The 22,363-nt window shown below is 56.9% G+C and carries 18 protein-coding genes and 2 pseudogenes; 8 read left to right on the top strand and 12 right to left on the bottom strand.

What is annotated here, in order from left to right; all coding sequences use genetic code 11:
- Positions 1–155: 155 nt before the first annotated feature.
- The 3 genes from ACA068_RS08435 to ACA068_RS08425 all read left to right on the top strand — a co-directional run bounded on the left by ACA068_RS08435 (position 156) and on the right by ACA068_RS08425 (position 2,653).
- Positions 156–1,535, top strand: a complete 1,380-nt coding sequence (locus ACA068_RS08435; protein WP_497309082.1) for a sodium:solute symporter family protein — start codon at positions 156–158, stop codon at positions 1,533–1,535.
- Positions 1,536–1,620: 85 nt separating this feature from the next.
- Complete coding sequence (locus tag ACA068_RS08430) at positions 1,621–2,346, top strand: MBL fold metallo-hydrolase (protein WP_497309081.1); 726 nt, start codon at positions 1,621–1,623, stop codon at positions 2,344–2,346.
- 55 nt (positions 2,347–2,401) lie between these two features.
- A complete protein-coding gene (locus ACA068_RS08425) occupies positions 2,402–2,653 on the top strand; it encodes an acyl carrier protein (protein ID WP_497309080.1) in 252 nt (83 codons plus the stop codon).
- 226 nt (positions 2,654–2,879) lie between these two features.
- On the opposite strand, the gene ACA068_RS08420 is transcribed toward ACA068_RS08425, so the two are convergent.
- The 5 genes and pseudogenes from ACA068_RS08420 to ACA068_RS08400 form a co-directional block, all read right to left on the bottom strand.
- Complete coding sequence (locus tag ACA068_RS08420; protein WP_007914492.1) at positions 2,880–3,008, bottom strand: PA1414 family protein; 129 nt, start codon at positions 3,006–3,008, stop codon at positions 2,880–2,882.
- Positions 3,009–3,147: 139 nt separating this feature from the next.
- Positions 3,148–3,420 (bottom strand): annotated as a pseudogene (locus ACA068_RS08415) (LysR substrate-binding domain-containing protein); the annotation flags it as partial.
- A gap of 29 nt (positions 3,421–3,449) precedes the next feature.
- Positions 3,450–4,382 carry a DMT family transporter gene (locus tag ACA068_RS08410; RefSeq protein WP_497309079.1) on the bottom strand — a complete coding sequence of 311 codons (933 nt, stop codon included), beginning with the start codon at positions 4,380–4,382 and terminating at the stop codon, positions 3,450–3,452.
- A gap of 221 nt (positions 4,383–4,603) precedes the next feature.
- Positions 4,604–4,996 (bottom strand): DUF2177 family protein, encoded by a 393-nt coding sequence (locus tag ACA068_RS08405; protein ID WP_497309078.1) that lies wholly within the window; start codon positions 4,994–4,996, stop codon positions 4,604–4,606.
- 43 nt (positions 4,997–5,039) lie between these two features.
- Positions 5,040–5,876: a CvfB family protein gene (locus tag ACA068_RS08400; protein ID WP_497309076.1), complete on the bottom strand. Its 837-nt coding sequence runs from the start codon at positions 5,874–5,876 to the stop codon at positions 5,040–5,042.
- Positions 5,877–6,228: 352 nt separating this feature from the next.
- On the opposite strand from ACA068_RS08400, the gene ACA068_RS08395 reads away from it, so the two are divergent.
- The 3 genes from ACA068_RS08395 to ACA068_RS08385 all read left to right on the top strand — a co-directional run bounded on the left by ACA068_RS08395 (position 6,229) and on the right by ACA068_RS08385 (position 8,301).
- Complete coding sequence (locus tag ACA068_RS08395) at positions 6,229–6,417, top strand: PFL_1563 family small protein (RefSeq protein ID WP_017337097.1); 189 nt, start codon at positions 6,229–6,231, stop codon at positions 6,415–6,417.
- Positions 6,418–6,637: 220 nt separating this feature from the next.
- Complete coding sequence (locus tag ACA068_RS08390) at positions 6,638–7,354, top strand: TorF family putative porin (RefSeq protein WP_497309075.1); 717 nt, start codon at positions 6,638–6,640, stop codon at positions 7,352–7,354.
- A gap of 77 nt (positions 7,355–7,431) precedes the next feature.
- Entirely contained in the window at positions 7,432–8,301 is an 870-nt protein-coding gene (locus ACA068_RS08385; protein WP_497309074.1) for a DUF6279 family lipoprotein, read from the top strand.
- Positions 8,302–8,364: 63 nt separating this feature from the next.
- Here ACA068_RS08385 and ACA068_RS08380 read toward each other — a convergent pair whose 3' ends face one another.
- A complete protein-coding gene (locus tag ACA068_RS08380) occupies positions 8,365–8,754 on the bottom strand; it encodes a transcriptional regulator (protein ID WP_497309072.1) in 390 nt (129 codons plus the stop codon).
- Between the two features lie 177 nt (positions 8,755–8,931).
- On the opposite strand from ACA068_RS08380, the gene ACA068_RS08375 reads away from it, so the two are divergent.
- Positions 8,932–9,666, top strand: coding sequence for a DUF899 domain-containing protein (locus ACA068_RS08375; RefSeq protein WP_497309070.1), 735 nt, complete (start codon positions 8,932–8,934; stop codon positions 9,664–9,666).
- Positions 9,667–9,670: 4 nt separating this feature from the next.
- On the opposite strand, the gene ACA068_RS08370 is transcribed toward ACA068_RS08375, so the two are convergent.
- From ACA068_RS08370 to ACA068_RS08355, 4 genes are all read right to left on the bottom strand, one after another.
- Positions 9,671–9,850, bottom strand: a complete 180-nt coding sequence (locus ACA068_RS08370) for a hypothetical protein (protein ID WP_497309068.1) — start codon at positions 9,848–9,850, stop codon at positions 9,671–9,673.
- 360 nt (positions 9,851–10,210) lie between these two features.
- Positions 10,211–10,621: a hypothetical protein gene (locus ACA068_RS08365; protein WP_497309066.1), complete on the bottom strand. Its 411-nt coding sequence runs from the start codon at positions 10,619–10,621 to the stop codon at positions 10,211–10,213.
- Between the two features lie 14 nt (positions 10,622–10,635).
- Positions 10,636–10,959 (bottom strand): EndoU domain-containing protein, encoded by a 324-nt coding sequence (locus ACA068_RS08360; protein WP_497309064.1) that lies wholly within the window; start codon positions 10,957–10,959, stop codon positions 10,636–10,638.
- Between the two features lie 12 nt (positions 10,960–10,971).
- Entirely contained in the window at positions 10,972–11,367 is a 396-nt protein-coding gene (locus tag ACA068_RS08355; protein WP_497309062.1) for a hypothetical protein, read from the bottom strand.
- Positions 11,368–11,583: 216 nt separating this feature from the next.
- Here ACA068_RS08355 and ACA068_RS08350 point away from each other — a divergent pair.
- Positions 11,584–12,968: pseudogene (locus ACA068_RS08350) on the top strand (IS4 family transposase).
- Between the two features lie 517 nt (positions 12,969–13,485).
- Here ACA068_RS08350 and ACA068_RS08345 read toward each other — a convergent pair.
- Both ACA068_RS08345 and ACA068_RS08340 read right to left on the bottom strand, forming a co-directional pair.
- On the bottom strand, positions 13,486–13,755 hold the full coding sequence (locus ACA068_RS08345) for a hypothetical protein (RefSeq protein ID WP_054916221.1): 270 nt from the start codon (positions 13,753–13,755) through the stop codon (positions 13,486–13,488).
- A 12-nt stretch (positions 13,756–13,767) separates the two neighbouring features.
- Positions 13,768–22,347 (bottom strand): two-partner secretion domain-containing protein, encoded by an 8,580-nt coding sequence (locus ACA068_RS08340; RefSeq protein ID WP_497309060.1) that lies wholly within the window; start codon positions 22,345–22,347, stop codon positions 13,768–13,770.
- Between the last annotated feature and the right edge of the window lie 16 nt (positions 22,348–22,363).

The following is a 22,363-nucleotide window of genomic DNA, read 5'->3' as shown; positions in this document are numbered from 1 at the left end:
CAGGCTAATGGTGTTTCTCCTGAAGAAACGCGGTTACCGGATTTGGGGCTGCTTCGCAGCCCAGCGGGAGCAAGCTCCCTCGCCACAAAAAGCGGACTGATTGCCACATTGCTTTTCAGCCTCACCATAAAAAAGACAATCGGAGACACGCCATCATGGCTTTGGATTTATTCGTCGTACTCATCTACGCCGCCGCGATGCTGATACTCGGCTACTACGGCATGCGCAAGGCCAAGACCAACGAAGACTTTTTGGTCGCCGGTCGTAACCTCGGCCCGAGCCTGTACATGGGCACCATGGCCGCTACCGTTCTGGGCGGCGCGTCCACTGTGGGCACCGTGCGCCTGGGCTACGTCCATGGCATCTCCGGTTTCTGGCTCTGCGCCGCACTGGGGTGCGGGATCGTGGCGTTGAACCTGTTTCTCGCCAAACCGCTGCTGAAACTGAAAATCTACACCGTTACCCAGGTGCTGGAAAAACGCTACAACCCGATGGCCCGCACCGCGAGCGCGGTGATCATGCTGGCGTATGCGCTGATGATCGGCGTGGTCTCGATCCTGGCCATTGGCACCGTGTTGCAAGTGCTGTTCGACCTGCCGTTCTGGCTGTCGGTATTGGTCGGCGGTGGCGTGGTGGTGATTTACTCGGCGATCGGCGGCATGTGGTCCCTGACTCTGACCGACATCGTCCAGTTCGTGATCAAGACCGTGGGCCTGATGTTCATCCTGTTGCCAATCTGCCTGTACCGCGTCGGTGGTTGGGATGAGTTGGTGTTGAAACTGCCGGCATCTGCCTTCAGCTTCACCACGATTGGCTGGGACACCATCATCACCTACTTCATGATCTACTTCTTCGGGATCCTGATCGGCCAGGACATCTGGCAACGTGTATTCACCGTCAAGAGCGCCAAAGTGGCTCAGGTCGCCGGTACATTCGCAGGCCTCTACTGCATCCTTTATGGACTGGCTTGCGCCCTGATCGGCATGGCCGCTCATGTGCTGATCCCGGACCTGGACAACGTCAACAACGCCTTCGCCGCCATCGTCAAACTGTCTCTGCCGGACGGCATCCGTGGCCTGGTGATTGCGGCTGCCCTGGCGGCCATGATGTCCACCGCCAGCGCCGGCCTGCTCGCCGCCGCCACCACCCTGACCGAAGACCTGCTGCCGAAACTGCGCGGCGGAAAACAGTCAAGCCTGGGTATCAACCGCCTGTTCACCCTGCTGACCGGCATCGTGGTGCTGGGTATCGCGCTGGTGGTAAACGATGTGATCAGTGCCTTGACCCTGGCCTACAACCTGTTGGTGGGCGGCATGCTGATCCCGCTGATCGGTGCAATCTTCTGGAAACGCGCAACCACCGCCGGCGCTATCGCCAGCATGGGCCTGGGTTTTGCCACTGCGCTGCTGTTCATGATCAAGGACGGTATGGACGCCAACACTCCGATCTACTACAGCCTCGCCGTAGGCCTGGTGAGCTTCGTTGTGGTCAGCTTGCTGTCCCCTCGTCCGGCAGCGGTGGCCAGCGCCGCCTAAGCTGAACCTAACGACTTGATGCTTTCTTCGACGGGTGTGGCGTCGGTTGCCACATCCGTTTTTTTTCGTGTGGAGAAAACTGTTGATGAAGATTGTTTCTCGCGATCAGTGGTTCGAAGTCAAACAGCTCAGTGACGGCATTCGGTTGATTCACGAGCCTTACATCCGGCCGTTCTATCGCTGCAACCTCTGGCACATTCAGGGCCGCGACAAGGACTTGCTGCTGGACAGCGGTTCCGGGCTGGTGAGCCTGCGCGAACAGCTGCCATGGATCACTGAGCGGCCGTTGGTCGCCGTGGCCAGTCATTGCCATTTCGACCACATTGCCGGGCATCACGAGTTTCCGGAGCGGCTGGTGCATCCGGCCGAAGCGCAGATCCTGGCCGCGCCGGACGGCGAAAACGATTTGAGCCGGGCGTTCGTCGGCGACGACATGTTCGAGGCGCACCCGGACTGCCCGTTGTGCTACGCCGAGTATCGAGTCAAAGCCGCCCCGGCCACAGGGATGATTGAAGAAGGCGACGTGCTGGATCTGGGCAATCGCGTGCTGCAAGTGCTGCACACGCCGGGGCATTCACCGGGCGGCATCAGCCTGTACGAAGCCGCGACCGAGACGCTGTTCAGCGGCGACATCATCTACGACGGCCCGCTGATCGAAGACGCCTACCATTCCAATCTCGACGACTACGCTCGCAGCCTGCAACGCTTGCACGCGTTGCCGATCCGAACGGTGCACGGCGGGCATTTCGGCAGTTTTTCCGGGGAGCATTTGCGCACGATGATTGACGAGTGGCAGCGCTCACACGCCTGAAGCCTGCTGTACTCAAGCCCAGGGACAACAACAATAACGCCCTCGAAGAACCACCATGAAAAGAGCTGCCGTTCGTGCCGCCGTGCATCGCTTCATCAGCCGCCTGCTGGAGGGTCAGGATGACTTCGACGATAACGCCAGCCTGGCGCAGTTGGGATTGGATAAACAGGAGATCGAAGAGCTGATCTTCCATCTGGAGGATGAGCTGGGGTTGACGGCGTTTACGGCGGAAGAAGACAGGATGCTCAAGGACGCCAGGACGGCGAATGATTTGAGTCGGTTTTTGATGGAGATCGGGCGGCATTGATACGGGCTGCCAACTACGGACTATTTGGCATCCGAAAACCTGTGGCGAGGGGATTTATCCACGTCCGGCTGCGAAGCAGTCGCAAATCGCCTAGCGCGGTCAACCAGATACAACTCCGGTTGAATGGTCTTGGGGCTGCTTCGCAGCCCAACGGGGATAAATCCCCTCGCCACAACAGCCCGCTCACCACAATAAGCCCGCTCGTCACGGGCCCTGTGTCGGCAGTTTACCGACGGCGCTGCTGGCGTCGACGCTGTTCGTCGTCAGTGCGAATTGGCACAGGTTGCAGAGGCGGTTCGATCAGACCGAGTGCAACACCCAGATCGTGCAGCCAGTTTTGGATTTTCTCTTTCATGGTGCCCCCTTCAGGGTAGTGCCGAGCGGCTGAAATTCTGTAGCCCCTTCGCACTGATAATAGTCCGAAGTCCTACGCAATGCTCGGCCAAATCCGCAATGATCTGTTACTGAATTGATCAGAATACCTGACCGATAGTTCAAGCAATCGCCGAAGCCTGCACTGGCGCCGATGGATAGACCGCTTGTTGCTGCTCAATCCACGCGTTCAGGTTGGCCCCGACCATGCCTTTGCGCCACATCAGCCACGTCGTCGCGTGGGCAAACGGCTCCGCCAACGGGTGCACCGCCACGCTTTCGCGGCCCGGCAGGCTGGCCAACATCGACTCCGACATCAGCGCCACGCCCGAGCCGGCAATCACACACGCCAGCATGCCAGGGTAGGACTCGATCTCCATCGCCCGCCCCATGGCCGCGTGGTCATGGGCGATTGTGCGTCCGGTCACTGCTGCCCAAGGGCTTTGCGCAAACGACGGCGCACCCACTGCTCAGCGCTGACAAACGTGATGCCCAGCAGCACCAGCACCGCGCCGATGACGAAGTTCAGGCTCAGCGCTTCACCCAGCAACACCACGCCGAACGTGACACCGAACAGCGGCGTCATGAACGAAAACACGGCCAGGTTCGCCGCCAGATAACGGCGCAACAACCAGAACCACGCCAGGTAGCTGAAGAACGACACCACCAATCCCTGGAACAGCACGCTCGCCACCGCCACGGCAGTCAGGCTGACATGGGTCACCTGACCGCTGAGGATCGCAATCAGCAACAGCCCGACGAACCCGACGATCAGCTGATAGAACAGGGTCAGCGTAACCGGGGCTTCCGACAGTCTCGAGGCGCGCACCACCACCGTGGTTGCGCCCCAGGATGCACCGGCCAGCACGCCCAACGCGTCGCCCATCAACATGCGATGATCGAGGTTGTCCCAGGACACGCCGCCAGCAAACGCGATGGCGATCCCGACGAACGCGAGGAAAATCCCCAGCCATTGCACGGGCCTCAGACGTTCGCTCGGCAGCAGCCAGTGCACGCCCAACGCGGTGAAAATCGGCGCGGTGTAAAGGAACACCGACATGTGCGCGGCCGTGGTCAGTTGCAAACCTTCGGAAATGAAAAAGAACTCCAGGCCAAACAGCGCACCCGCCAGCAAGCCTCCGCGCCAGGTGCTGCTGACTTGGTCCCAACCGCCCTTCCAGCAGATCAACAATCCTACAAGCAAGGCGGAAATGCCCGACCGCCCTGCCGCTTGCATGACCGGCGCAATGTCTGGCGCCGCCCACTTGATCATCACCTGCTGAATACCCCAGATCAGGCACAACCCGATCATCACTTGCAGGGCAAACCCATCGGCGCTACGCCGGGTGGCGCTCACCGGAACACCTCGACAACACACAACATGGCAGTGGCTCGACAGTAAAAAACAAAGCCCCGGCCTGCTTGCTGAACAAACGGCGCCGGGGCGAAAAATGAGGCTGTCGATTATTAACCAAGTGGCCAGAAAATGCCGCTTCGGGGCGACCTTTAAATACGTACGACAACAATCAACTGTAGGAGCGAGCCTGCTCGCGATGACGTCATCTCAAACCACGGAGATCATCGCACTTTGCGCGCAGCCCAATACCCAACGCTACATGCAACACACGTGGCAAAAGCACCCCACGCCATATCCATCAACGCCAACTGAACCGACCACCCCTTTAACGTCGCCCAGTTGCTCAGGTCATACGTGCCGTAAGCCACCAACCCCAACAACGCGCCCAGCGCCGAAGCGCGTCGCCAAGTCTTCGCCGGCAACACCACGAACACCACACAACCCAATACATAGAGCAGATAGAACACCGCTGCTGGGGCCAGCAGCGGTTGGTCGAGCATCAGCGGACCGAGCAGCGCCCGATAAGTCGGCGCCATCAGTACGCCCAGCCAAAGGCCGTCGAGCACGAGAAACGCGAGCAAGGAGCCCGCGTAGGCAAACAGCCCTTTTTTCATAACCTACCCCCATGTAATCGTTCTAGATGGGGCCGGAGCGAGGTCAGCTTAGTTCAATGCGATCCGCATGAATGACGATCTGGCCGTTCTTGTACAGCGCACCGATGGCCTTCTTGAAGTTGCCTTTGCTGACACCAAACAGGCTGGTGATCACTGTCGGGTCGCTCTTGTCGCTGACCGGCAGGGTGCCGTTGTTTTCGCGCAACTTGGCGAGGATCTTCGAGTTGAGGCTGGTGGCGGCTTCTTCGCCTACCGGTTGCAGGCTCAGGCTGATCTTGCCGTCGGCACGGACTTCCTTGATAAAGCCCTTCTCTTCCTTGCCGGCGCGCATGAACTTGAAGATTTCGTTCTTGTGGATCAGGCCCCAATGCTTGTTGTTGATGATCGCCTTGAAGCCCATGTCGGTCGCTTCAGCCACCAGAAGGTCAACTTCCTGGCCTGGGGTGTAGTTGCCCGGGGTCTTGTCGAGGTAGCGGTCCAGGCGTGCCGTCGCGGTGATGCGGCGGGTGTGTTTGTCGAGGTAGACGTGCACCACGACATACTCGCCTGCCGTCATCTGGCGCTTTTCTTCGGAGTACGGCAGCAGCAGATCCTTCGGCAGACCCCAATCCAGGAAGACACCGATGCTGTTGACTTCAACGACTTTCAAACTGGCGAATTCACCGACCTGAACTTTCGGCGTTTCGGTAGTTGCGATGAGTTTGTCATCGCTGTCCAGATAAACAAAAACGTTGAGCCAATCTTCATCTTCGCTGGGAATATCTTTGGGAATATAACGATTAGGCAGGAGGATTTCGCCGTCCGCGCCACCGTCAAGATATAAACCGAAGTTAGTGTGTTTAACCACTTGCAAACTGTTGTAGCGCCCGACTAAAGCCATTTCCAATACCCTCATTGCGTGGGCGGCATTCTACCCGTTTTTGCGGGCAACGTTTCTGTGGCCAGCCCGGTGACACCAGAAATTCTTCTGAAGGCCTTAATTTTCCTAGGCCCTGCCTCAGGCTTTTGGCCGCTCGTCAGGCCGAACGGGTGATTTTTACCCCTGCCAGACCATCAGAAGCCCTGACGTTTCTACCGTCGTTCTTAGTTAAAACAGCAGCTTAGGGGCGTATTTCTAATATTAACTTGTGAGTAATTGTGCCCCTACGATGTGTATTTTGAGGGGATATTTGCCAAGCAATTGTCAAGTATTTCCTGTACGATGCCTGGCCAAGTTAATTTTCTACAGGTTAATGGCCGCCATGCGTGTAAAAGCATCCAACAGCAAAGCAAAGCCAGCTCCAGCCGTTGAAACCAGCGAATCGATCAACAACCAGATTGCTGCGTTCCTCAAGTCCGGCGGCGAGATCCAGCAAATTGCCAAAGGCGTCAGCGGCCAGACGTTCGGCCCGTCCAAGCAGATCACTTTGGGCAAGAAGTAACACTCCCCCAAAGATCCGCCGCGTCACCTGGTCCGTAAGCGCTTTGAGCTTCGAAGCGCTTGGACTGGAACCTCCCCGCAACACCCCGCCAAACACACCCATATTTCAAAAATCGACGAACGGCCTTCAATGCCGAGCATTCGCCGGTATGCTTGCACACGTCTAGATCAAGCGTTTCAGTAGGTTTTCGTTCCTGCTCCTCGCGGTCATGGAGTGACGCATGCTCAAACCCTCCTATTTATTGCTCGGCAGCCTGCTGTCGTGTTCATTCGCCAATGCGCAAATCTTTCAGCGTGAACTGGGCGACTTCGACCTCAAACTCGGCACCACCCCCAGCCGCAGCATGGCCCAAGGGCTGGTCAAACCTTCCAGCACCGGTTCGTTTCACGGTGGTCTCGACCTGAGTCATGACAGCGGCTTTTATGTGGGCCAATGGGCACCAAGCATGGGTCTGTCGCCCGGCGCCAACCTGGAAGTCGACTCCTACATGGGCTTTAAACAGCCTTTCGATAATACCCTCGGCTACGAAGTCGGCATGATCCGCTACAGCTATCCGAAAGTAGACACCCTCGACAGCCAGGAGCTGTTCGGTGGCCTGACCTTTCTCGGCAGCCGTTTCGGCGCAGCGTTCAGCAACGACCCGGACAAACAGAACAGCACCGTCTTCGCCGACCTGGGCGGCAATCAGCCGTTCGGCATCGGAGTCAGCATGAAATACACCACCCACCAGCTCAACACGCCGGCGTCCGTCGACGGTGGCTATATCGGCAGTTTCACCGATTGGTCGGTGCAACTTTCGCGGCCGGTCATGGGCGTCGACCTGAACCTGATCTACAGCGATTCAAGCCTCAGCGGCAGCGACTGTTCCGCCTATTCCGGGCACAACAGCCAATGCGACGGGTTGGTCACCCTCAAGGCCGAGCGCGCCTTCTATTGATCGGCTGAACTGCCGGGCCCATTCTGCGTTCACATAAGAATCCCCTCAAGAAGCCAGGCCTTCGCAAGGACTTGCCCATGTCGCGCTGGTTGAAGTATCTCGCCGTCATCATCACCCTCAGCCTCGCCCTTGGCGCGTGCAGCCGCGTGGGCCTGGCCTACCGCAATCTCGACGTGATCATTCCGTGGACGCTCAGCGACTACCTGGACATGAACGGCGAACAAAAAGGCTGGTTCAACGAGCGCCTCAAGGAACACTTGAGTTGGCACTGCACTACGCAATTGCCGGGCTATCTCGACTGGCTGGACCGCTTGCAGACCATGGTCGAGACCAATCAGGTCACCGAAGCCGCGCTGCAAACCCGTACTCAGGAAGCCAAAGCCGCCATCGCCCAGACCGCCCGGGAAATCACGCCCTCGGCCATCGAGTTGTTACAGGGGCTGGATGACAAGCAAGTCGCGGAAATGAACGACGCCTTCGCCAAGGATCAGCGAAAACGCCAGGAGGATTACGTTAAACCGTCTCTCGATCAGCAGATCAAGCAGCGCGCCGAGCGCATGGAAAAGCGCCTGAATGACTGGCTGGGTCCGCTCAGCCCGACTCAGCGACAACGGGTGGTCACTTGGTCGAACGCCTTGGGTGACCAGAACACGCAATGGATCGCCAACCGCGTCCATTGGCAGAAGCAGTTCAGCGCGGCGGTTGCGCAGCGCCAGAGTCCGGAATTCCCACAGCGTATCGAGACACTTCTGGTGAATCGCGAGAGTTTGTGGACGACGGCGTACCGTCAGGCCTACGCCAATACCGAAGCGCAGGCGCGAAGCTTGTTTGTGGATTTGATGGCTGAGAGTACACCGGCTCAGCGCCAGCGGCTGCTGAAAAAGATTGAAGGGGTGCGCAAGGACTTCAACGATTTGAAATGCCTCAAAGCCGCTCAGAAAGGTTAGGCCCAACACAAATCAAAATGTGGGAGTGAGCCTGCTCACTCCCACATTAGTTATCGGTGGTGTTCAGGCAATCTGCGCCTTCGACGCCACCTCATCAAACGTCACCTCATCCAGCGCATCTTCCTGCTCGTCCAATACCTGCCGCGGATGGTCATTACCCGGAATGCTGCTGTCGATCAGGCTCAACAAACTCGAGCCCCGAGCCGTCAAAATGTAATTGGAGCCGGTGCCACCCTGTTCCACGGGCCGAGGCTCGATATAACCGCGCGCCAGCAGTAATTTTTCGTACTCGCCGGCCACAGCCTTGAGGTGATCGAGGTTTTCAGTCTGCTCGCCTTCCGCCGCTTTCTCCGCAGCGTACTGCTCGGCATACGGGCGCGGCGTGAAACTGGACTCACCGTGTTGCACTTCGTGCAGCAAGCGTTCAATCAAATCCCAGTTGTAAGTTGTCATCCTGATTCAACCTCCAAAGCCTGTGAGTGAGATGGCCTTCTTAAGTTGTGACCGACACCGCACGCAGCCGTTCAGCCGAGTTTTTTGCGGCTAACGACCGACGGCATGTCGATTTGGACGCAGGTCAAACGACTAGGCTCTGTAAGACACCTCCCAGCATTGCGAAGGAGAAACCTGATGAACGTTCAGAATCATCCCGTCGTGTCCCGCGAAGAATGGCTCGCCGCCCGCAAACAACACCTGGCCCACGAAAAAGCCTTCACCAAAGAACGAGACAAACTCAGCGCCGAACGCCGCGCCCTGCCTTGGGTGAAAATCGACAAGGACTACCACTTCCAAGGCCCCAACGGCGAACTGAAACTCGCCGACCTGTTCGGCGGCCGCAGCCAATTGGTCATCTACCACTTCATGTTCGCCGCCGGATGGGACGAAGGCTGCCCCGGCTGCTCGTTCCTGTCCGACCACATCGACGGCGCCAACCAGCATCTGGCCCACCATGACGTCGCCGTGGTGGCGGTTTCTCACGCACCGTTTGCCGAATTCCAGGCCTTCAAACGGCGCATGGGCTGGAAATTCGACTGGGTGTCGTCAGAAGGTTGCGATTTCAACTACGACTTCGGCGTCACCGCCCGAGCCGAAGACGTCGCTGCCGGTAAAGCTACCTACAACTACGAAAAATCCGACGGCGCCGAAGAAGAACTCCCCGGCCTCAGCGTGTTTTATCGCAATGAAGCGGGAGAAATCTTCCACACCTATTCCACTTATGCTCGTGGCCTAGACATGTTGGTAGGGGCCTATAACTACCTCGACCTCATGCCCAAGGGCCGTAACGAAGAGGAAATCATGGAATGGGTGCAGCACCACGACAAATACGACGACAAGACGTCATCCAGCTGCTGCCATGGGGGATAGTGAGCTAGAACACATAACAACTTTCAGGCCGCAGAGTCTCGAAACGCCACGACCGGATCACTCCATCGGCCGTGGTGTACACCGAGTAGCTGCAATCGAATAGCCAGTTGAAGTAGTAACGATTGCCGTCACCCTCGACCACTCGCTGGTAGCGGCGTTCGTGATTGTTCGGGGACCACAACATGAGTCGACAGCGAACATCGCAAGGGCTGTTTTCGAGGTCGGGTATTGGTTGCCCTACCAGGTTGTTGGCGCTATCGATCCATACTGAACGAGAAGGTCCGCAGGCAGAAAGTGACAGGGCTAAAAACATCAACGCTAATTTGGAAAACATGTCCGATCCTTGGGCATAAAGAGGGGGATATCAATTCAAGAAGTCGTTGTGCCAATCACGATCCGGGGCAAAAAGGCTTTGAATCCTGCTCCCTCTGTCCCGTTCTGAATAAGATTTACGCCTTCTGATCCATTTTCAGGATGGAACAGTGAAGAAAACGGACGACCTTAGGGTTGCCCGTTTTCCTGATAGGCACAAGATCTGAGGGGCTTACGGTAATTTGAACATAACTACCGTTTCTGCCGATTCTGGCAGCCCCAAGAAAAGCTTCCACTGCTCCAGAACCTGACGCCACTCTTGCAGGGTAAATTTACCTTCGGGCTGTCCAACCCAGTCGTCGTTGATCAGGATGTCGACCTGGACACCTGTAGCGTCCATGGTCAGCTCAACATCATTGCCCCCCCCGACCTCTGATGATTCGGAACCATCTTCGATCGAAGTTATGCAATCTAGTAGTCGATCACAATCCCCTTGTGTCTGAGCAATCGCGTTAAGAACAGTGCAAATATAGAGCTCATACCGCTCAGCATTCTCTCCAGAAGAAACCAACGCGGCCCTGTAAAGCACTGTCCCAGCAATAGGGTGAATTCCTCCGGGAATATAGTAATACTTCAGTTCCATGTGCCTGCCTCTCGTCAAGGTCTATAAATTGGATAGATAGTTGTCCTTGGAGAAACATATCCCTCGACCTCAACCCCAGATGGGGTTGTCGACCGCCATATGGTTCCTGTTACAACCTTATCAGGACTATTCCATGCGCCATCAATTTCATTTATCAATCGTGCCTTATCCCAAGTGGAAGGGAACATCGAATTCTTCAATTTATTAGATGTTTTGGTCAACCATTGGCCAGGATTCTTCGGATCCCAATAAAAGGGGACAGATTTATTTTCCGGGCACACAGCAAAATAAATAAATCTGTCCCCTTTTCTCCAGCCAAACAAGTAAGTCCGCACCATGGCTCCCGAAGGTTAACGTAATATATCTCCATACTTATCCCAAACCAAACCACAGGACAAAATTGAGTCGTCGACATCGTGCAAGATACAATTCCAACGCTTACCAAAATTCAAGAAAACGTTCAGATACATTAATCTAGACCTCCGAGTATGGTCCAATCTCATTTCAATGAGTGTCTGTGGAGTTGCACCTAGAACACCCTCCCACTCAAGAATATCCTCCGCATCATAAAAACCCTCACAAACATCTTTTGGCAACATTGCCAACCATATATCTGACTCGCCTTCACTTATCGCTCCTCGAGGGAATTCGCCAAATTTAACAGACCCTCCGTTGCTATATATAAACACCTGAAACTCTTCTACCGTCAATAGCGCTGAAGAAATAATCATTGCAGAATCCGCCATAACTACAAACCTCCTTTGCTTGCGCCGTAAGAAAAAAAGCTGCTCAATACTACTCACAACCTTAACACCTATTTTTTTAACAAAAAGGGGACAGATTTGAATGGCACTTACTTAGCAGCTAACCAGTTGAGCTAAAAGCAAAAAATGAAGAAGGGCTGGTCTTGGTCTACGGTGATAGTTGCGAACACACACCGACGAACCAAGGACACAGCCCCAATGAATCGTAGACGTCAAATTCTCCAGCATCAACAGCAACGTTTCCATCGACACGCTTCGAACTGTGATGCCTATGCGTTTTTTAATCTTCTCACCGCTCCCGAACTGTTACAGCGCGTCGAGTCTGCACTGCCAGAATATCGGGAGCGTCTGTTTCCGCCGACTGAAACGCTGTCTATGTTCCTGGCTCAAGCGATGAGTGCCGACCGTTCCTGCCAGAACGCCGTCAACGACTTGTCCATCAAACGGTCTTGTGGCGGCATGAAGCCCAATAGCACTCGCACGGGCGCCTACTGTAAAGCCAGAGAGCGGCTGCCTGTTGAGATGGTTTCCACGCTGGTCAGGCACACCGGTGCTTCGATAAGTGAAAAAGCACCCTCGTCGTGGCGCTGGATGGGACGGCCTGTACGCCTTGTGGACGGTACGACGGTCAGCATGCCCGACACCGCAGCCAATCAGGGTGCCTATCCGCAGTCTCGCGGTCAGAAAGTCGGTCTTGGTTTTCCGCTGTGTCGAGTGGTTGGCATCGTTTGCCTCTCCAGCGGCGCCGTTTTAGATGCTGCCCTTGGGCGTTTCCGAGGCAAGGGCGGCGATGAACAGACGCTGCTCAGATCAATGCTCGACACGTTGAAAACAGGTGACATTTTGTTAGGCGACGCTTACTACGCTACCTATTTCTTGCTGTGCGAGTTGCAACGAAGAGGTATCGATGGCGTGTTCGAACAATACGGTGCTCGACGGCGCAGCACGGACTTTCGCTTGGGGCAAAGTCTCGGTTCGGAAGATCATCTGATCGAGTTGAAAAAGCCCGAAAGAAGGCCGCCTTGGATGAGTCAGTCGCATTACGAACAGGCGCCTGAAGGCTGACAGTGCGAGAGCTGAAGGCTGGCGGAAAGACGTTGGTGACCACGTTGCATTGCCCGAAGCAGACACCCAAAACAGCCCTCAAATCGCTGTACAAGGGGCGATGGCATGTCGAGTTAGATTTACGCAATCTCAAAGCTACGCTGGGACTTGGAAAGTTAAGCTGCAAAACCCCAGGCATGGCAGTCAAGGAGTTATGGGTCTATCTGTTGGCACACAATCTGATCCGAATGCTCATGGCGCAATCGGCTTTATTAGCTGACTGCTTACCTCGCGAACTGAGTTTCAAACACAGCCTTCAGTTATGGCTGGCCATGCGACAATACGGCCGCCTTGAAGAAGAGGATGACCTGTCAAATTTATTGACGCTGATCGCTCAAAGGCGCGTTGGAAACCGACCTGGTCGTATCGAGCCGCGAGCCATAAAACGAAGACCTCAAGCCTACCCCTTGCTGACCAAACCGCGTCGGTCAGCAAGGGCAGATGTCAGGAAAAATGGGCACGCAAAACATGTTAAGTAAGTGCCATTCGGGACAGATTTATTTTCCGGTCATTTCACCGATGCCAAACAAATAAATCCGTTCACTTTGCGTTCAATACGACCGAGCCAATGCTGCTAGCGGTAGCCCCTGAACCTATGCGAAACACATCTCCTATTCACAATTTATTAGAACACATGTATTGCCAAATTTTACAACCAAGCTAATCGGTTTTTGGGTCGCACCATCGTCCGTTGATATCTCAACTTGCAGTTCTTGATTTTCGAACGACTGCAGTTCCTTCACGAGTTGCTTAATTGTTTTCCCTCGACTGACCCAATCAGATTTCTTTTCATCAGCCATATTAATCACCGATACGATTCAAGTTAAAATCGAAAGTCGCAGATCGCGCTTCTTTACTCCGAAAACAAATAAATCCGCCCCCTTACCCTAACCACTCGCTCATACCGGTGTTCGTGATTGTCGCGGACCACAACATGTGCCGGCGGCGAGCGTCGCACGGGCTGCTTTCGACTCCAATTTTATGTATGTTTCAGAATTAACAAGAGACATTCAAACCGCAAGCAGAGATAAAATCACGTATCGGTATATCAAGAAAGCTACTCTCTCCAGCGGAAAGAACATCTTGCAATGTGACGATGCCTTTTTCAAAGTCCAAAGAAACGTCAAAGCAATTAAACTCGAACTCCCTGAGCAGAACGCTCTTTGAGCACATCCGCTCATCAAAGGCATCTTTCAAAATAGAGCGAACGCTGTCGTCCAACTCTTGGGCGACAAATCGTTCTATTAGTGTGCCGCCACTGCTCATAACCATTCCTAACTAGTACGGGAATGCAGTCTGAATCACACCATCCCGAACATTTATTTTGATTGTCGATGTTGGAGCGCCTGAGACGTTTGTTCCAATCACCTTACCTGCGTTGTACTCAATAACGTGCCCACCTGGGCCATTAGGAGTTACCTTCCCATATCTCAGTGCGTTATCAACATAACTAGAGACATCTTTAACAGATGTTCCCTGCGAGAACTTACTAACATTCCCAAATCCTGAGTCAGGCCCATGGCGATAGAATACATGCTCAATTCCTGTCATCAAACCGCCTTTGTTATAAGTGCTCGCGCTCCACGATGCATCTATTTGTCTTGGGGCTGGTAATGCCTTGATCGTGTCATCTACAACAGCCCCAGTTCCTTTTGCCCCAACTATAACTGACTCTTTTGCAAACCACGACCCCGCCTTCCCTAGTAACGCAGCCAACCCTAATCCGGAAAGCTCTCCCGCAGTGAAGGCGCCCCACGCCTTGACGAACTCATTTGCAGGCAGGACGCCATCAAAACCTTGCCCTTGAGCCAGTGCCAATTGCGTTTGGGCAATTTCTTCTGCTGAGGCTTTATTTTGCCGCATGAATTCCGTGAGGGACGTTGCTGCTTGTCCATACTCCGTCAAACCTGGCGGCATGTGAATTTCAAAATTGTACTGCGTAGCATTGTTGGCAACCCATGCCCCACTTTGCAGCGTTTCTGCATCCCCCTCTTGCGTCGACGCCGCCAGTACCCCGACGATCTGAGATGCCATGGAACGCAAATCAGGGTCGCCAGCAACCAATTTATTCAGGTCTACGATGAGGGCTTCATTCGCACCTGCTGCCAAGGCGCCCGTTGCAAAATCACCACCCGATATTTCTGAAAGCAACCCACCGACCATCGCGTGTATCGCGATTTTCTGAACAGATCCGTCGGCATAGGCTTTCGTATAGTCACCGACCGCGTTGAAACTGGCTGCCGCCAATGTATTGAACAGAGCTGTTTTCAATACATCACTGACACTGACGTCCTGCCCCAACGCCTTGCCCAGCAGTGCTGACGTCCCAACTTGCAGCACTTGGCTTGAAGCAAACTGACCGACGCCCGTCCAGGTGTTCAGTGGGGGGCCAGTGACTTTGCCAGTGAAGGAGTTTGTAGTCGTCCCAGTCAAATCATTGATGTAAGCGGCCGTGAAACCCGCCGTCACCCCTGAAATCACGTAGCCCTTGAGCGCATCCGAAGACGTCACATCCTTGAACACCGCCCCAAGATTCCCACCGTTATTGATAAAACTAGTGGTCGCGTTTGTTGCAGCACCTGTAGCCACTGCTGCAAGACCTGCAGCCCCTATGGTCCCCGCACCGGCGAACGCCGTCAGCGCAGCTGGGCCGACAATGGCCGCCATGATGATTGCGATGATGATTTGAGAAGCAGGCCCAAGCCCCGAGGTTTCATACTTGAACGACTCATGGATTTCCTTGACCAACTGCCAATCGACATCACCCCGAGCTTCGGCTTGCTTCAGCCAGGCCAGTTGCGGATCGGCCTGGACCATCGCATCAATGGTCTGACTGACGCTTTGCTGATCGACCTGTTTGATGTCGATTTTCAGGCCATCCACAGCCTTGATCACGATGTTGCCTTTGGCAATCATCTGGGTCTGGCGCAGTGTCTCGTCGGTATTGCCCTTGCCTTTCGATGAGGTCCAGAAGGCGTCGCCATCACTCTTGGTATGGCTCTCGTCATGCAGGTCCTTGACTGCTTCAAACGTGATGGAACCACCGCTGTCGAGAACGATGTTATTGCCGCTGTCGAGCTTCGCCACCTGATACCGCTGATCCCCCCCACTGGACAACGTCAGGTCACCACCGGATTTGATCTGCGTACCGATGTGGGTGATCTGCGTCACCTCATCGCGCTGGGTTTTCTCGGCGCCAAAGCCGCCCTTTTTCTTCATGTCATACAGCGAGTAATCACTGTCTTGCGCGGCCAGCAGTTGCAGGTCGCCGTCGGCGTGCAGGTAGGCTTCTTTGCCGGCGCTGATGTCGCTGGCGACCAGGGTCATGTCCTTGCCGGATTTGAGCGTGAGTTTGCCTCCCGCCTCCAGTGAGGTGCCGATCTGACTGATGTGGTCTTCCTGACGGGTTTCCTTTTTGTCCTTGAAATAGGAATGCTCTTCGTCGGCAGCGGCACCGAAGAACACATCGCGCTTAGCCTCGATGGTCACGTCGCCCTTGGCGTCGATCTTGCTGGCGACCGCCGCCATATCGCGGCCGGCATCGATTGTCAGGCCGGCACCGGAACTGACCTCTGCGCCGTGCTGGGTGAGGGTTGAGTCGAGGAAGTTGGTACGGCTTTCGGAGTGGCGCTCCTCCACGGAGGTGATGGTGACGTCGCGCTTGGCATCGATGTCCATGTCGCCACCGCTTTTCAACACACCACCGGTGTTGATCACATCGCGCCCGGCGTTGATCACCAAGTTGTTGGCGGCTTCGATGCGGGCGGCGTTGTCCACGAAGTCTCGTGCGTGACTGTAGTCGCCGACGCTGCTGTCGTGGGAGGTCACCGTGCGTTCATTGATCACGTCGCCTTTCGTGGTCGCGAGCGTCACGTCCCGCCCGGCAATAATGCCCCCCGCCTTGTTGGTCAAATTATTGGTGGCGAGCACCTTCAACCGGTCCCCCGCCTCCAGCAACCCGCTGCTCACCAGATCATTCTTGGCCGTCGCATCAAGGTTCTGGCTGGCGCGCAGGGTGCCGGCGTTGTTCAGGTCTTTGCCGGCGATCAGGGTTACGTCGCTGCCCTGGATCAGCGCGCCGTTGGCCGCCAAGCGATGGTTGGCGTTGGCCAGGTACAGCACTGGCACCAGGACTTTTTCGCCGTTCACTTCGTGCTCTTCGAGCCAGACGATGTCGTGGGTCAGGGCCGCGACTTGTTGTGAAGTGAGGGTCACGCCGAGGCTCAGGTTGAGCTGCTCCTTGCTGGCGATGGCGTTGTTCATCAGGTACTTGTAGAGCGCTTCGTCGGAGGTCTGGCCGTCGATGAAGCGTTGGCCGGTGCGGGCGACCACGGCTTGCTGGACCAGTTTCTGCTCGTAGAGACCGTCGCCCAGGCGCTTGGCGCTCTGGTCGGGGTCGTAGCCGAGGCCGGACAGCAGGTAGTCCGAGCTCATGAATTGCTTGAGGTCGGTGAGTGCCGGGTTGGTTTCGATCAGGTATTTGTGCGGGTGGGATTTGCCGGCGTTGCTCGGCAGGCCTTGCACGCGGTTGATAGTGACCGGCGTACTGGTAGACGAGGTGACGGTGGCGCCGGTGAGGGTCCAGCTTTGTGGGCCGGTGCCGGTCGGGTTGGTACTGCCTTCCTGACTCAGACGGAACAGGCCGTTCTGGCTGGTGGGCAGGCTGAAGCCGGGGAGCGCCAGCGGGTTGACTTGTTGCTGGGCCAGATCGGGGGCGAGTTGCTGGTTGATCTGGATCCGCGTCGAGTAGCCACTGCCCGCGCCGGTGTCGGTTGTGGTGCGACCCGCCGCCACATAGGCATAGAACGGGCGGACCACGCTGTTGTTGATGTTCTGGGTGGCATCGAGGGTGACGTTTCCGCCCGCCTGGATGATGGCATCCAGAGACTCGCCGTTGATGATGCGACTGCTGGTCGGCAGTGTTTCGCCCATCCAGGCCAGAAAGTTGCTCATGTCCTGTTCGACGGTGGCCGAGGGTGTCGGGTTGTTTCGTTGGGTGAAGAGATCAGCCATGCCAATGGCCGAGGCGGTTTCGTTGACCCAGCTCACGAATCGTCGGGTGGTTTCGATGTCCTGCTCTTGCACCCCCTTGTTGTTGATCGTCGACGCCGTGATCTTTAAATCCCCGGCGGCGGTCATGCTACTGCTGGTGTTGTTCACTTCTCCCGCATTAATCAACAGGTCCGCGCCGCTGTTGATCGAGGCGGCTTCAGAATGAAGCGTGATCTTCAAACGATCGGTTTCTGCAATTTCCCAAAGGCCGTTGATGCGGCCACCGCCACGGCTGTCACATCCATAGGCAATCAGCGTGCACGACAACTGAGTGATGGTCGCGACACTTTTCTCATGCTCGGTGTACTGCAACACATCCATGACGTTGTTAACCGTCGTGGCGGCGATTGTCAGGTCGCCGGTGCTCTCAATCCCTCCAGACCTGTTGTCCAGCAGATCAGCCTTGGCCTTGTTTTTGTCCCTGGCGATGAGCGTGCTGCCCAGGCTGTAGACCTGCCCGTAGTAGTTGGTGAAGCTGGGGCTCAGGAGCTGCATGTCTGCGCCACTGAAGATCAATCCGCGGTCGTTGCGTAACACGTCTGTGGTCAACGTCAGGTTCTCGCCGGCGCCCACGGTGCCGGTGTTGTTTACGCTACCGGCCGTCAGGGTCAGGTCGGCAGCCGACGTCAGGCGACCTGCGTTGTTGAGCTGCCCTCCCACGGAAATGGTTGTGTTGCCGCCACCGGCGAGGCTCGATGCGGCATTGAGGTTCAGTTGTGCAGCACTGAGGCCGAACGTTCCCAGGCTGCTGACCCGGCCATTGCCGGAGTACGTGCCACCGAGCGTCAGGCTCAGGCTGTCGTCGCTCGCGATCAGGCCATCGTTATTCCAGTTACCGCCGTTACCGGTCAGTGTGCTGACGGCCAGCAGTTGACCGCTGGCGGTCTGGTTGAGGCTGTTGATGTTGACGGTCAGGCGATCGGCCTGGATCACACTGCTGTTGGTCCAGTTGGCGGCGGTCAGGGTCAGGCCACCACGGGTGACGAAGTTGCCGCCAGCGCTGCCCAGTTGCCCGGTGGCGATGTCGAAGAGGCCGGTGCCGACGTGTAGCACGTTGCCGCCGGCGTTCAGCAAGCTACCGGCAGCGAGGGCTAGGTTGGTGTTGGCGGATTCCACGGTGCCATTACGGTTGTCGAACAGACCGCCGAGGGTGAACGCGGTTTTACCATTGTTGCCTAGTGCACGAAGTTGACCGGTCTGGTTGTCGAGGCTGGCGGCGGAAATGGTCAGGGTGCTTTCGCTTTCGATGATGCCCAGGCGGTTGTTCAATGCACCGCGCAGGCTCAGGTCGATCTGCTGCCCGCCGATCTGCCCGTCGTTGTCGCCGCTGTTGTCGAAGTCTTTAGCCGTGACGCTGACCAACCCCTTGGCGTAGAGACCGCCATTACGGTTGTCGATGTTGCCGTTGGTGCCGGCATCGACGATGGCATCACCGGTTTGCGCGGTAATCCGCCCGCCGTAGTTGTCGATGCCGGCCAGTGCCTTGAGGTCCAGGCTCTGGGCCTGAATGATCCCGCCCTGACGGTTGTTGTTCAGGTCATAGCCGTTGCGCAGTACACCAGTGATGCGGCTGCTGAAGGCGCCTTGCAGGCTGGAGAGCACACCGCCGCGGCTGTCGAGGCTGGCGGCGGTGATGTCGAGGTTGCCGGCCTTGGCGACGATGCGCCCGCTCTGGTTATCGATGGCGCCGCTGGTTTTTACCGTCAGGTCGCCCTCGCTTTGCAGGGAGCCCTTGGCGTTGTCGAGGCTGGCGGCATTGAGCGTCAGGCCAGCGTTGCTGCTGAAGACCTGACCGTTCGCGCTGTTCTGCACCACGCCACTGGCCGTGAGCGTCAGTAGATCGTTGGCCGCGACAATGCCGCTATTGCGGTTATCGAATCCGCCGGTCAACAGGCTCAGCAAACCCTGGCTGGTCAGTTGGCCGCCCTGGTTGTTGATCTGCACCGCGCGCTGAATGACCAACGGGCCTTTGCTCGCCAGTTTGCCGCTGGTATTGGTCAAGGTGCCGAGCAGATCGAGGGTGATCGCGCCATTGCCGGCCAAGGTACCGGCGCTGTTGTTCAGGTCGGTGCCGGTGAAGCTGATGTCCTGTTGTGCGTTGATCGTTGCGTTGGTGTTGCTGAGGGTTTGGGCCTGAATATCCAAAGCGGCGCCGCTGTCGATCAAACCACCGTGGGCATTATTCAGTGCTCCGGCGATGACCAAGGTTTGCGCGCCGGCACTGGAAAGAATGCCGTTGTCACTGTTGTCGAGGCTGGCCGCCGTGACCTTCAACGTGCCGTTACTGACCAGAGCGCCGGCGTCGCTGTTGCGCACAGCGCCGGTGAGGTCCACCAGCACATCACCGTCGCGGCTCGACAAGGTGCCCTGATTACGGTTGTCGAGGCTGCCGCCTAGAAGGCTCAGGCTTTGCCAACCGGAAATCAGACCATCGAGGTTAGTGGTGGTATCGGCCGTAAGGTCCAGTTGCTGACGACTGATGAGTTTGCCGTCGCTGTTGTCCAGGTTGCGGCCCTTCAGCGTATAGCTTTGGCTGCTGGAGAGTTCACCGCCACGGTTGTTCAAGTCCCGCAGGTTGCGGATGCTCAGTTGCCCGGCGGTGGTGATCAGGCCGTTGGAGTTGTTCAGGTCGCCCATGGCGCCGCTGAAGTCGATGGTAATGGCGCTGCCGAGCAACGAGCCGCCGTTCTGATTGTTCAAACTCGCCGTGTTGATGTTCAGGTTTTGGGTAGCGTTGATCAGCCCCTTGTCCTGGTTATCGAGCTGGCCGGTAACCCGAAGATCAACGTTGGTGCGACTGGTAAGGGTGCCGCCGTTGTTGTTCAGGCTACCGGCCTGTACATCGACGCTTTCCGCCGCGATCACGCCTTTGACGTTGGTCATCGACTGCAGCACGCGCAGGGTCACGGTCTGGTTGCCGAGCAGTTTACCGTTGCTGTTGTCGAGGCTGTCGGCCGCCAGCGTGAACGCTTGGGCACTGGAAATTTCGCCGTTGCGGTTGTCCACCTGCGCGAGGTTTTTTAGCACCAGCAACGGGGCGTTAATCAAACCGTTCTGGTTGTTCAGCTCGCCGTGATTCAGATCCAGCGCCAACGACGTAGCGCTGGTGAGCTGCCCACCATCATGCTGATCGAGACTGATGACACTGGCGGTCAGCGCTTTGTTGCTGGCGATCCGGCCCCCGCTGCTGTTATCGACCTTGCCGGCGTTGAGGCTCAAGGCGTCGAGGCTGGTGAGTTTGCCACCCTGATTGCTCAATGCCGCCGTGGCGGTGATGCTCAAGGCCTGACCGGCGTTCACCAGCCCTGCCACGTTATCCAGAGTCGCCATGCGCAACGTCGCGGCGGCCAGGCTCGAGAGTTCGCCAGCGCGATTGTTCAGGTAACCAAGGGTGGCGTTGAGATTACCGGTACTGGTAATCAGACCATTGCCATTGAGTACCTGATTGGCCGCGAGATTGAGACTGCCGTTACTCAACACTCGACCTTTGTTCTGGTTATCCAAGGTCCCGGCGGTGATGTTGGCAGTTTGCCTAGCGCTCAACGTACCGCTCGGGTTATTCAGGGCCTGAGCGGTGTTCACCGTCAGATTACGGCTGGCAACCACGCTTTTCCCGCTGTTGTTAAGGTTCTGCGCCACTAGGCTGACATCGCCGTTGGTGTTGCGACTGTCATCGGCATTGACCCCGGCCTCGATGATGCCGTTGTTGGTCAACTGCCCGCCGGCACTCAGCGCGATACCGTCCCGGGCGGCGAGGGTTTGCTGGTTGGTCAGGTTGCCTTGGGTTTGCACGTTGACGGAACTGCCGGCATAGACCGGACCCTGGGCGTCGAGGCTGGCGGCGTTGACGTTTACCGCGCCGACGGCAGAGGTCTGCGCCAGGCTCAGATGGCCATTGGCGTCGATCTGGATATCACCGCCACTGGCCGCCAGGTTGCCGGCCAGTTTCACCCCGACCCCGGCCTCGGTACCGACCAGTTTGATCGCCCCGGCGTACATCCCGCCCAGCGCCGACGAGTCGATAGCCAGTTGCGGTTTGGCGCTGCCGTCATCGGCACGTGCGGTGGCGTTGAGGCTCTGTGCATTGACGTCGTTGCGACCGGCCACAATGGTCAGGTTCTTCGCCTGAATCTCGGCGTTGATCTTCGCGCTGCGGGTGATGATTTCGAAGCTGTCGACGTTGTTGGCGTTGAGCCCGGCGCCATCGATGGAGACGCTGCCCTGATCGACCTGAAAACGATCCAGTCGCCCGTTGTCGAGCACCGGCTTGCCGGTGGTCAGCGTCACACGCGGCGTGTTGATAAACCCGCAACCGTTGCAACTGATGCCGTAAGGGTTGGCGACAATCACCCGCGCCGACTGCCCCGCCACTTCCGTGTAACCGCGCAACTGGCTCGGGCTGCCGCCGATCACTTCGTTGAGGATGGTTTGTGCGGCGACGCGGTTGGTGAGGTTGGGGTTGCCGACGATTATGCCGCCCAATTGCGTTGCGCCGGTCTGGTTGGCGACGTTGTTGAGGATGACGCCCTGGGTGCCGACGTTGTAATCGTGAAACTGGTTATGCGACAGGCCGGTGCCATTGGGCGTGGCGATGTGGACGATCGGCACGCCATTGCCCGCCTGGCCGAGGCTGGTGCCCGGCGAGGCCACGACGATCCCTTCCGCCTGCGCCCACATCGGTTGCCAGAACATCACATTCGCCAACAGGAACGCCAGTCCGCGCTTGGGCATGCCCCAGAAGTGCTCGCGGGTTTTGACGGCAGAAGAAGGCTGACGGCTCAGGAAGGCGAATTGACGGGCGTCCATGTCGAAGGTCTCGATG

The organism is Pseudomonas sp. LBUM1660, assembly GCF_059695935.1.
Note: the sequence above shows the minus strand (reverse complement) of the source record. Positions and strands in the feature narration are given on the sequence as shown.

Bases quoted from the DNA above. Each gene is read 5' to 3' on its own strand.
- ACA068_RS08380 (WP_497309072.1), bottom strand. From the start codon at position 8,754: ATGACAACTTACAACTGGGATTTGATTGAACGCTTGCTGCACGAAGTG.
- ACA068_RS08345 (WP_054916221.1), bottom strand. From the start codon at position 13,755: ATGAGCAGTGGCGGCACACTAATAGAACGATTTGTCGCCCAAGAGTTG.
- ACA068_RS08400 (WP_497309076.1), bottom strand. From the start codon at position 5,876: ATGGCTTTAGTCGGGCGCTACAACAGTTTGCAAGTGGTTAAACACACT.
- ACA068_RS08375 (WP_497309070.1), top strand. From the start codon at position 8,932: ATGAACGTTCAGAATCATCCCGTCGTGTCCCGCGAAGAATGGCTCGCC.
- ACA068_RS08360 (WP_497309064.1), bottom strand. From the start codon at position 10,959: ATGGTGCGGACTTACTTGTTTGGCTGGAGAAAAGGGGACAGATTTATT.
- ACA068_RS08385 (WP_497309074.1), top strand. From the start codon at position 7,432: ATGTCGCGCTGGTTGAAGTATCTCGCCGTCATCATCACCCTCAGCCTC.
- ACA068_RS08405 (WP_497309078.1), bottom strand. From the start codon at position 4,996: ATGAAAAAAGGGCTGTTTGCCTACGCGGGCTCCTTGCTCGCGTTTCTC.
- ACA068_RS08340 (WP_497309060.1), bottom strand. From the start codon at position 22,347: ATGGACGCCCGTCAATTCGCCTTCCTGAGCCGTCAGCCTTCTTCTGCC.
- ACA068_RS08355 (WP_497309062.1), bottom strand. From the start codon at position 11,367: ATGGCGGATTCTGCAATGATTATTTCTTCAGCGCTATTGACGGTAGAA.
- ACA068_RS08425 (WP_497309080.1), top strand. From the start codon at position 2,402: ATGAAAAGAGCTGCCGTTCGTGCCGCCGTGCATCGCTTCATCAGCCGC.
- ACA068_RS08395 (WP_017337097.1), top strand. From the start codon at position 6,229: ATGGCCGCCATGCGTGTAAAAGCATCCAACAGCAAAGCAAAGCCAGCT.
- ACA068_RS08430 (WP_497309081.1), top strand. From the start codon at position 1,621: ATGAAGATTGTTTCTCGCGATCAGTGGTTCGAAGTCAAACAGCTCAGT.
- ACA068_RS08435 (WP_497309082.1), top strand. From the start codon at position 156: ATGGCTTTGGATTTATTCGTCGTACTCATCTACGCCGCCGCGATGCTG.
- ACA068_RS08420 (WP_007914492.1), bottom strand. From the start codon at position 3,008: ATGAAAGAGAAAATCCAAAACTGGCTGCACGATCTGGGTGTTGCACTC.
- ACA068_RS08390 (WP_497309075.1), top strand. From the start codon at position 6,638: ATGCTCAAACCCTCCTATTTATTGCTCGGCAGCCTGCTGTCGTGTTCA.
- ACA068_RS08365 (WP_497309066.1), bottom strand. From the start codon at position 10,621: ATGGAACTGAAGTATTACTATATTCCCGGAGGAATTCACCCTATTGCT.
- ACA068_RS08370 (WP_497309068.1), bottom strand. From the start codon at position 9,850: ATGTTGTGGTCCCCGAACAATCACGAACGCCGCTACCAGCGAGTGGTC.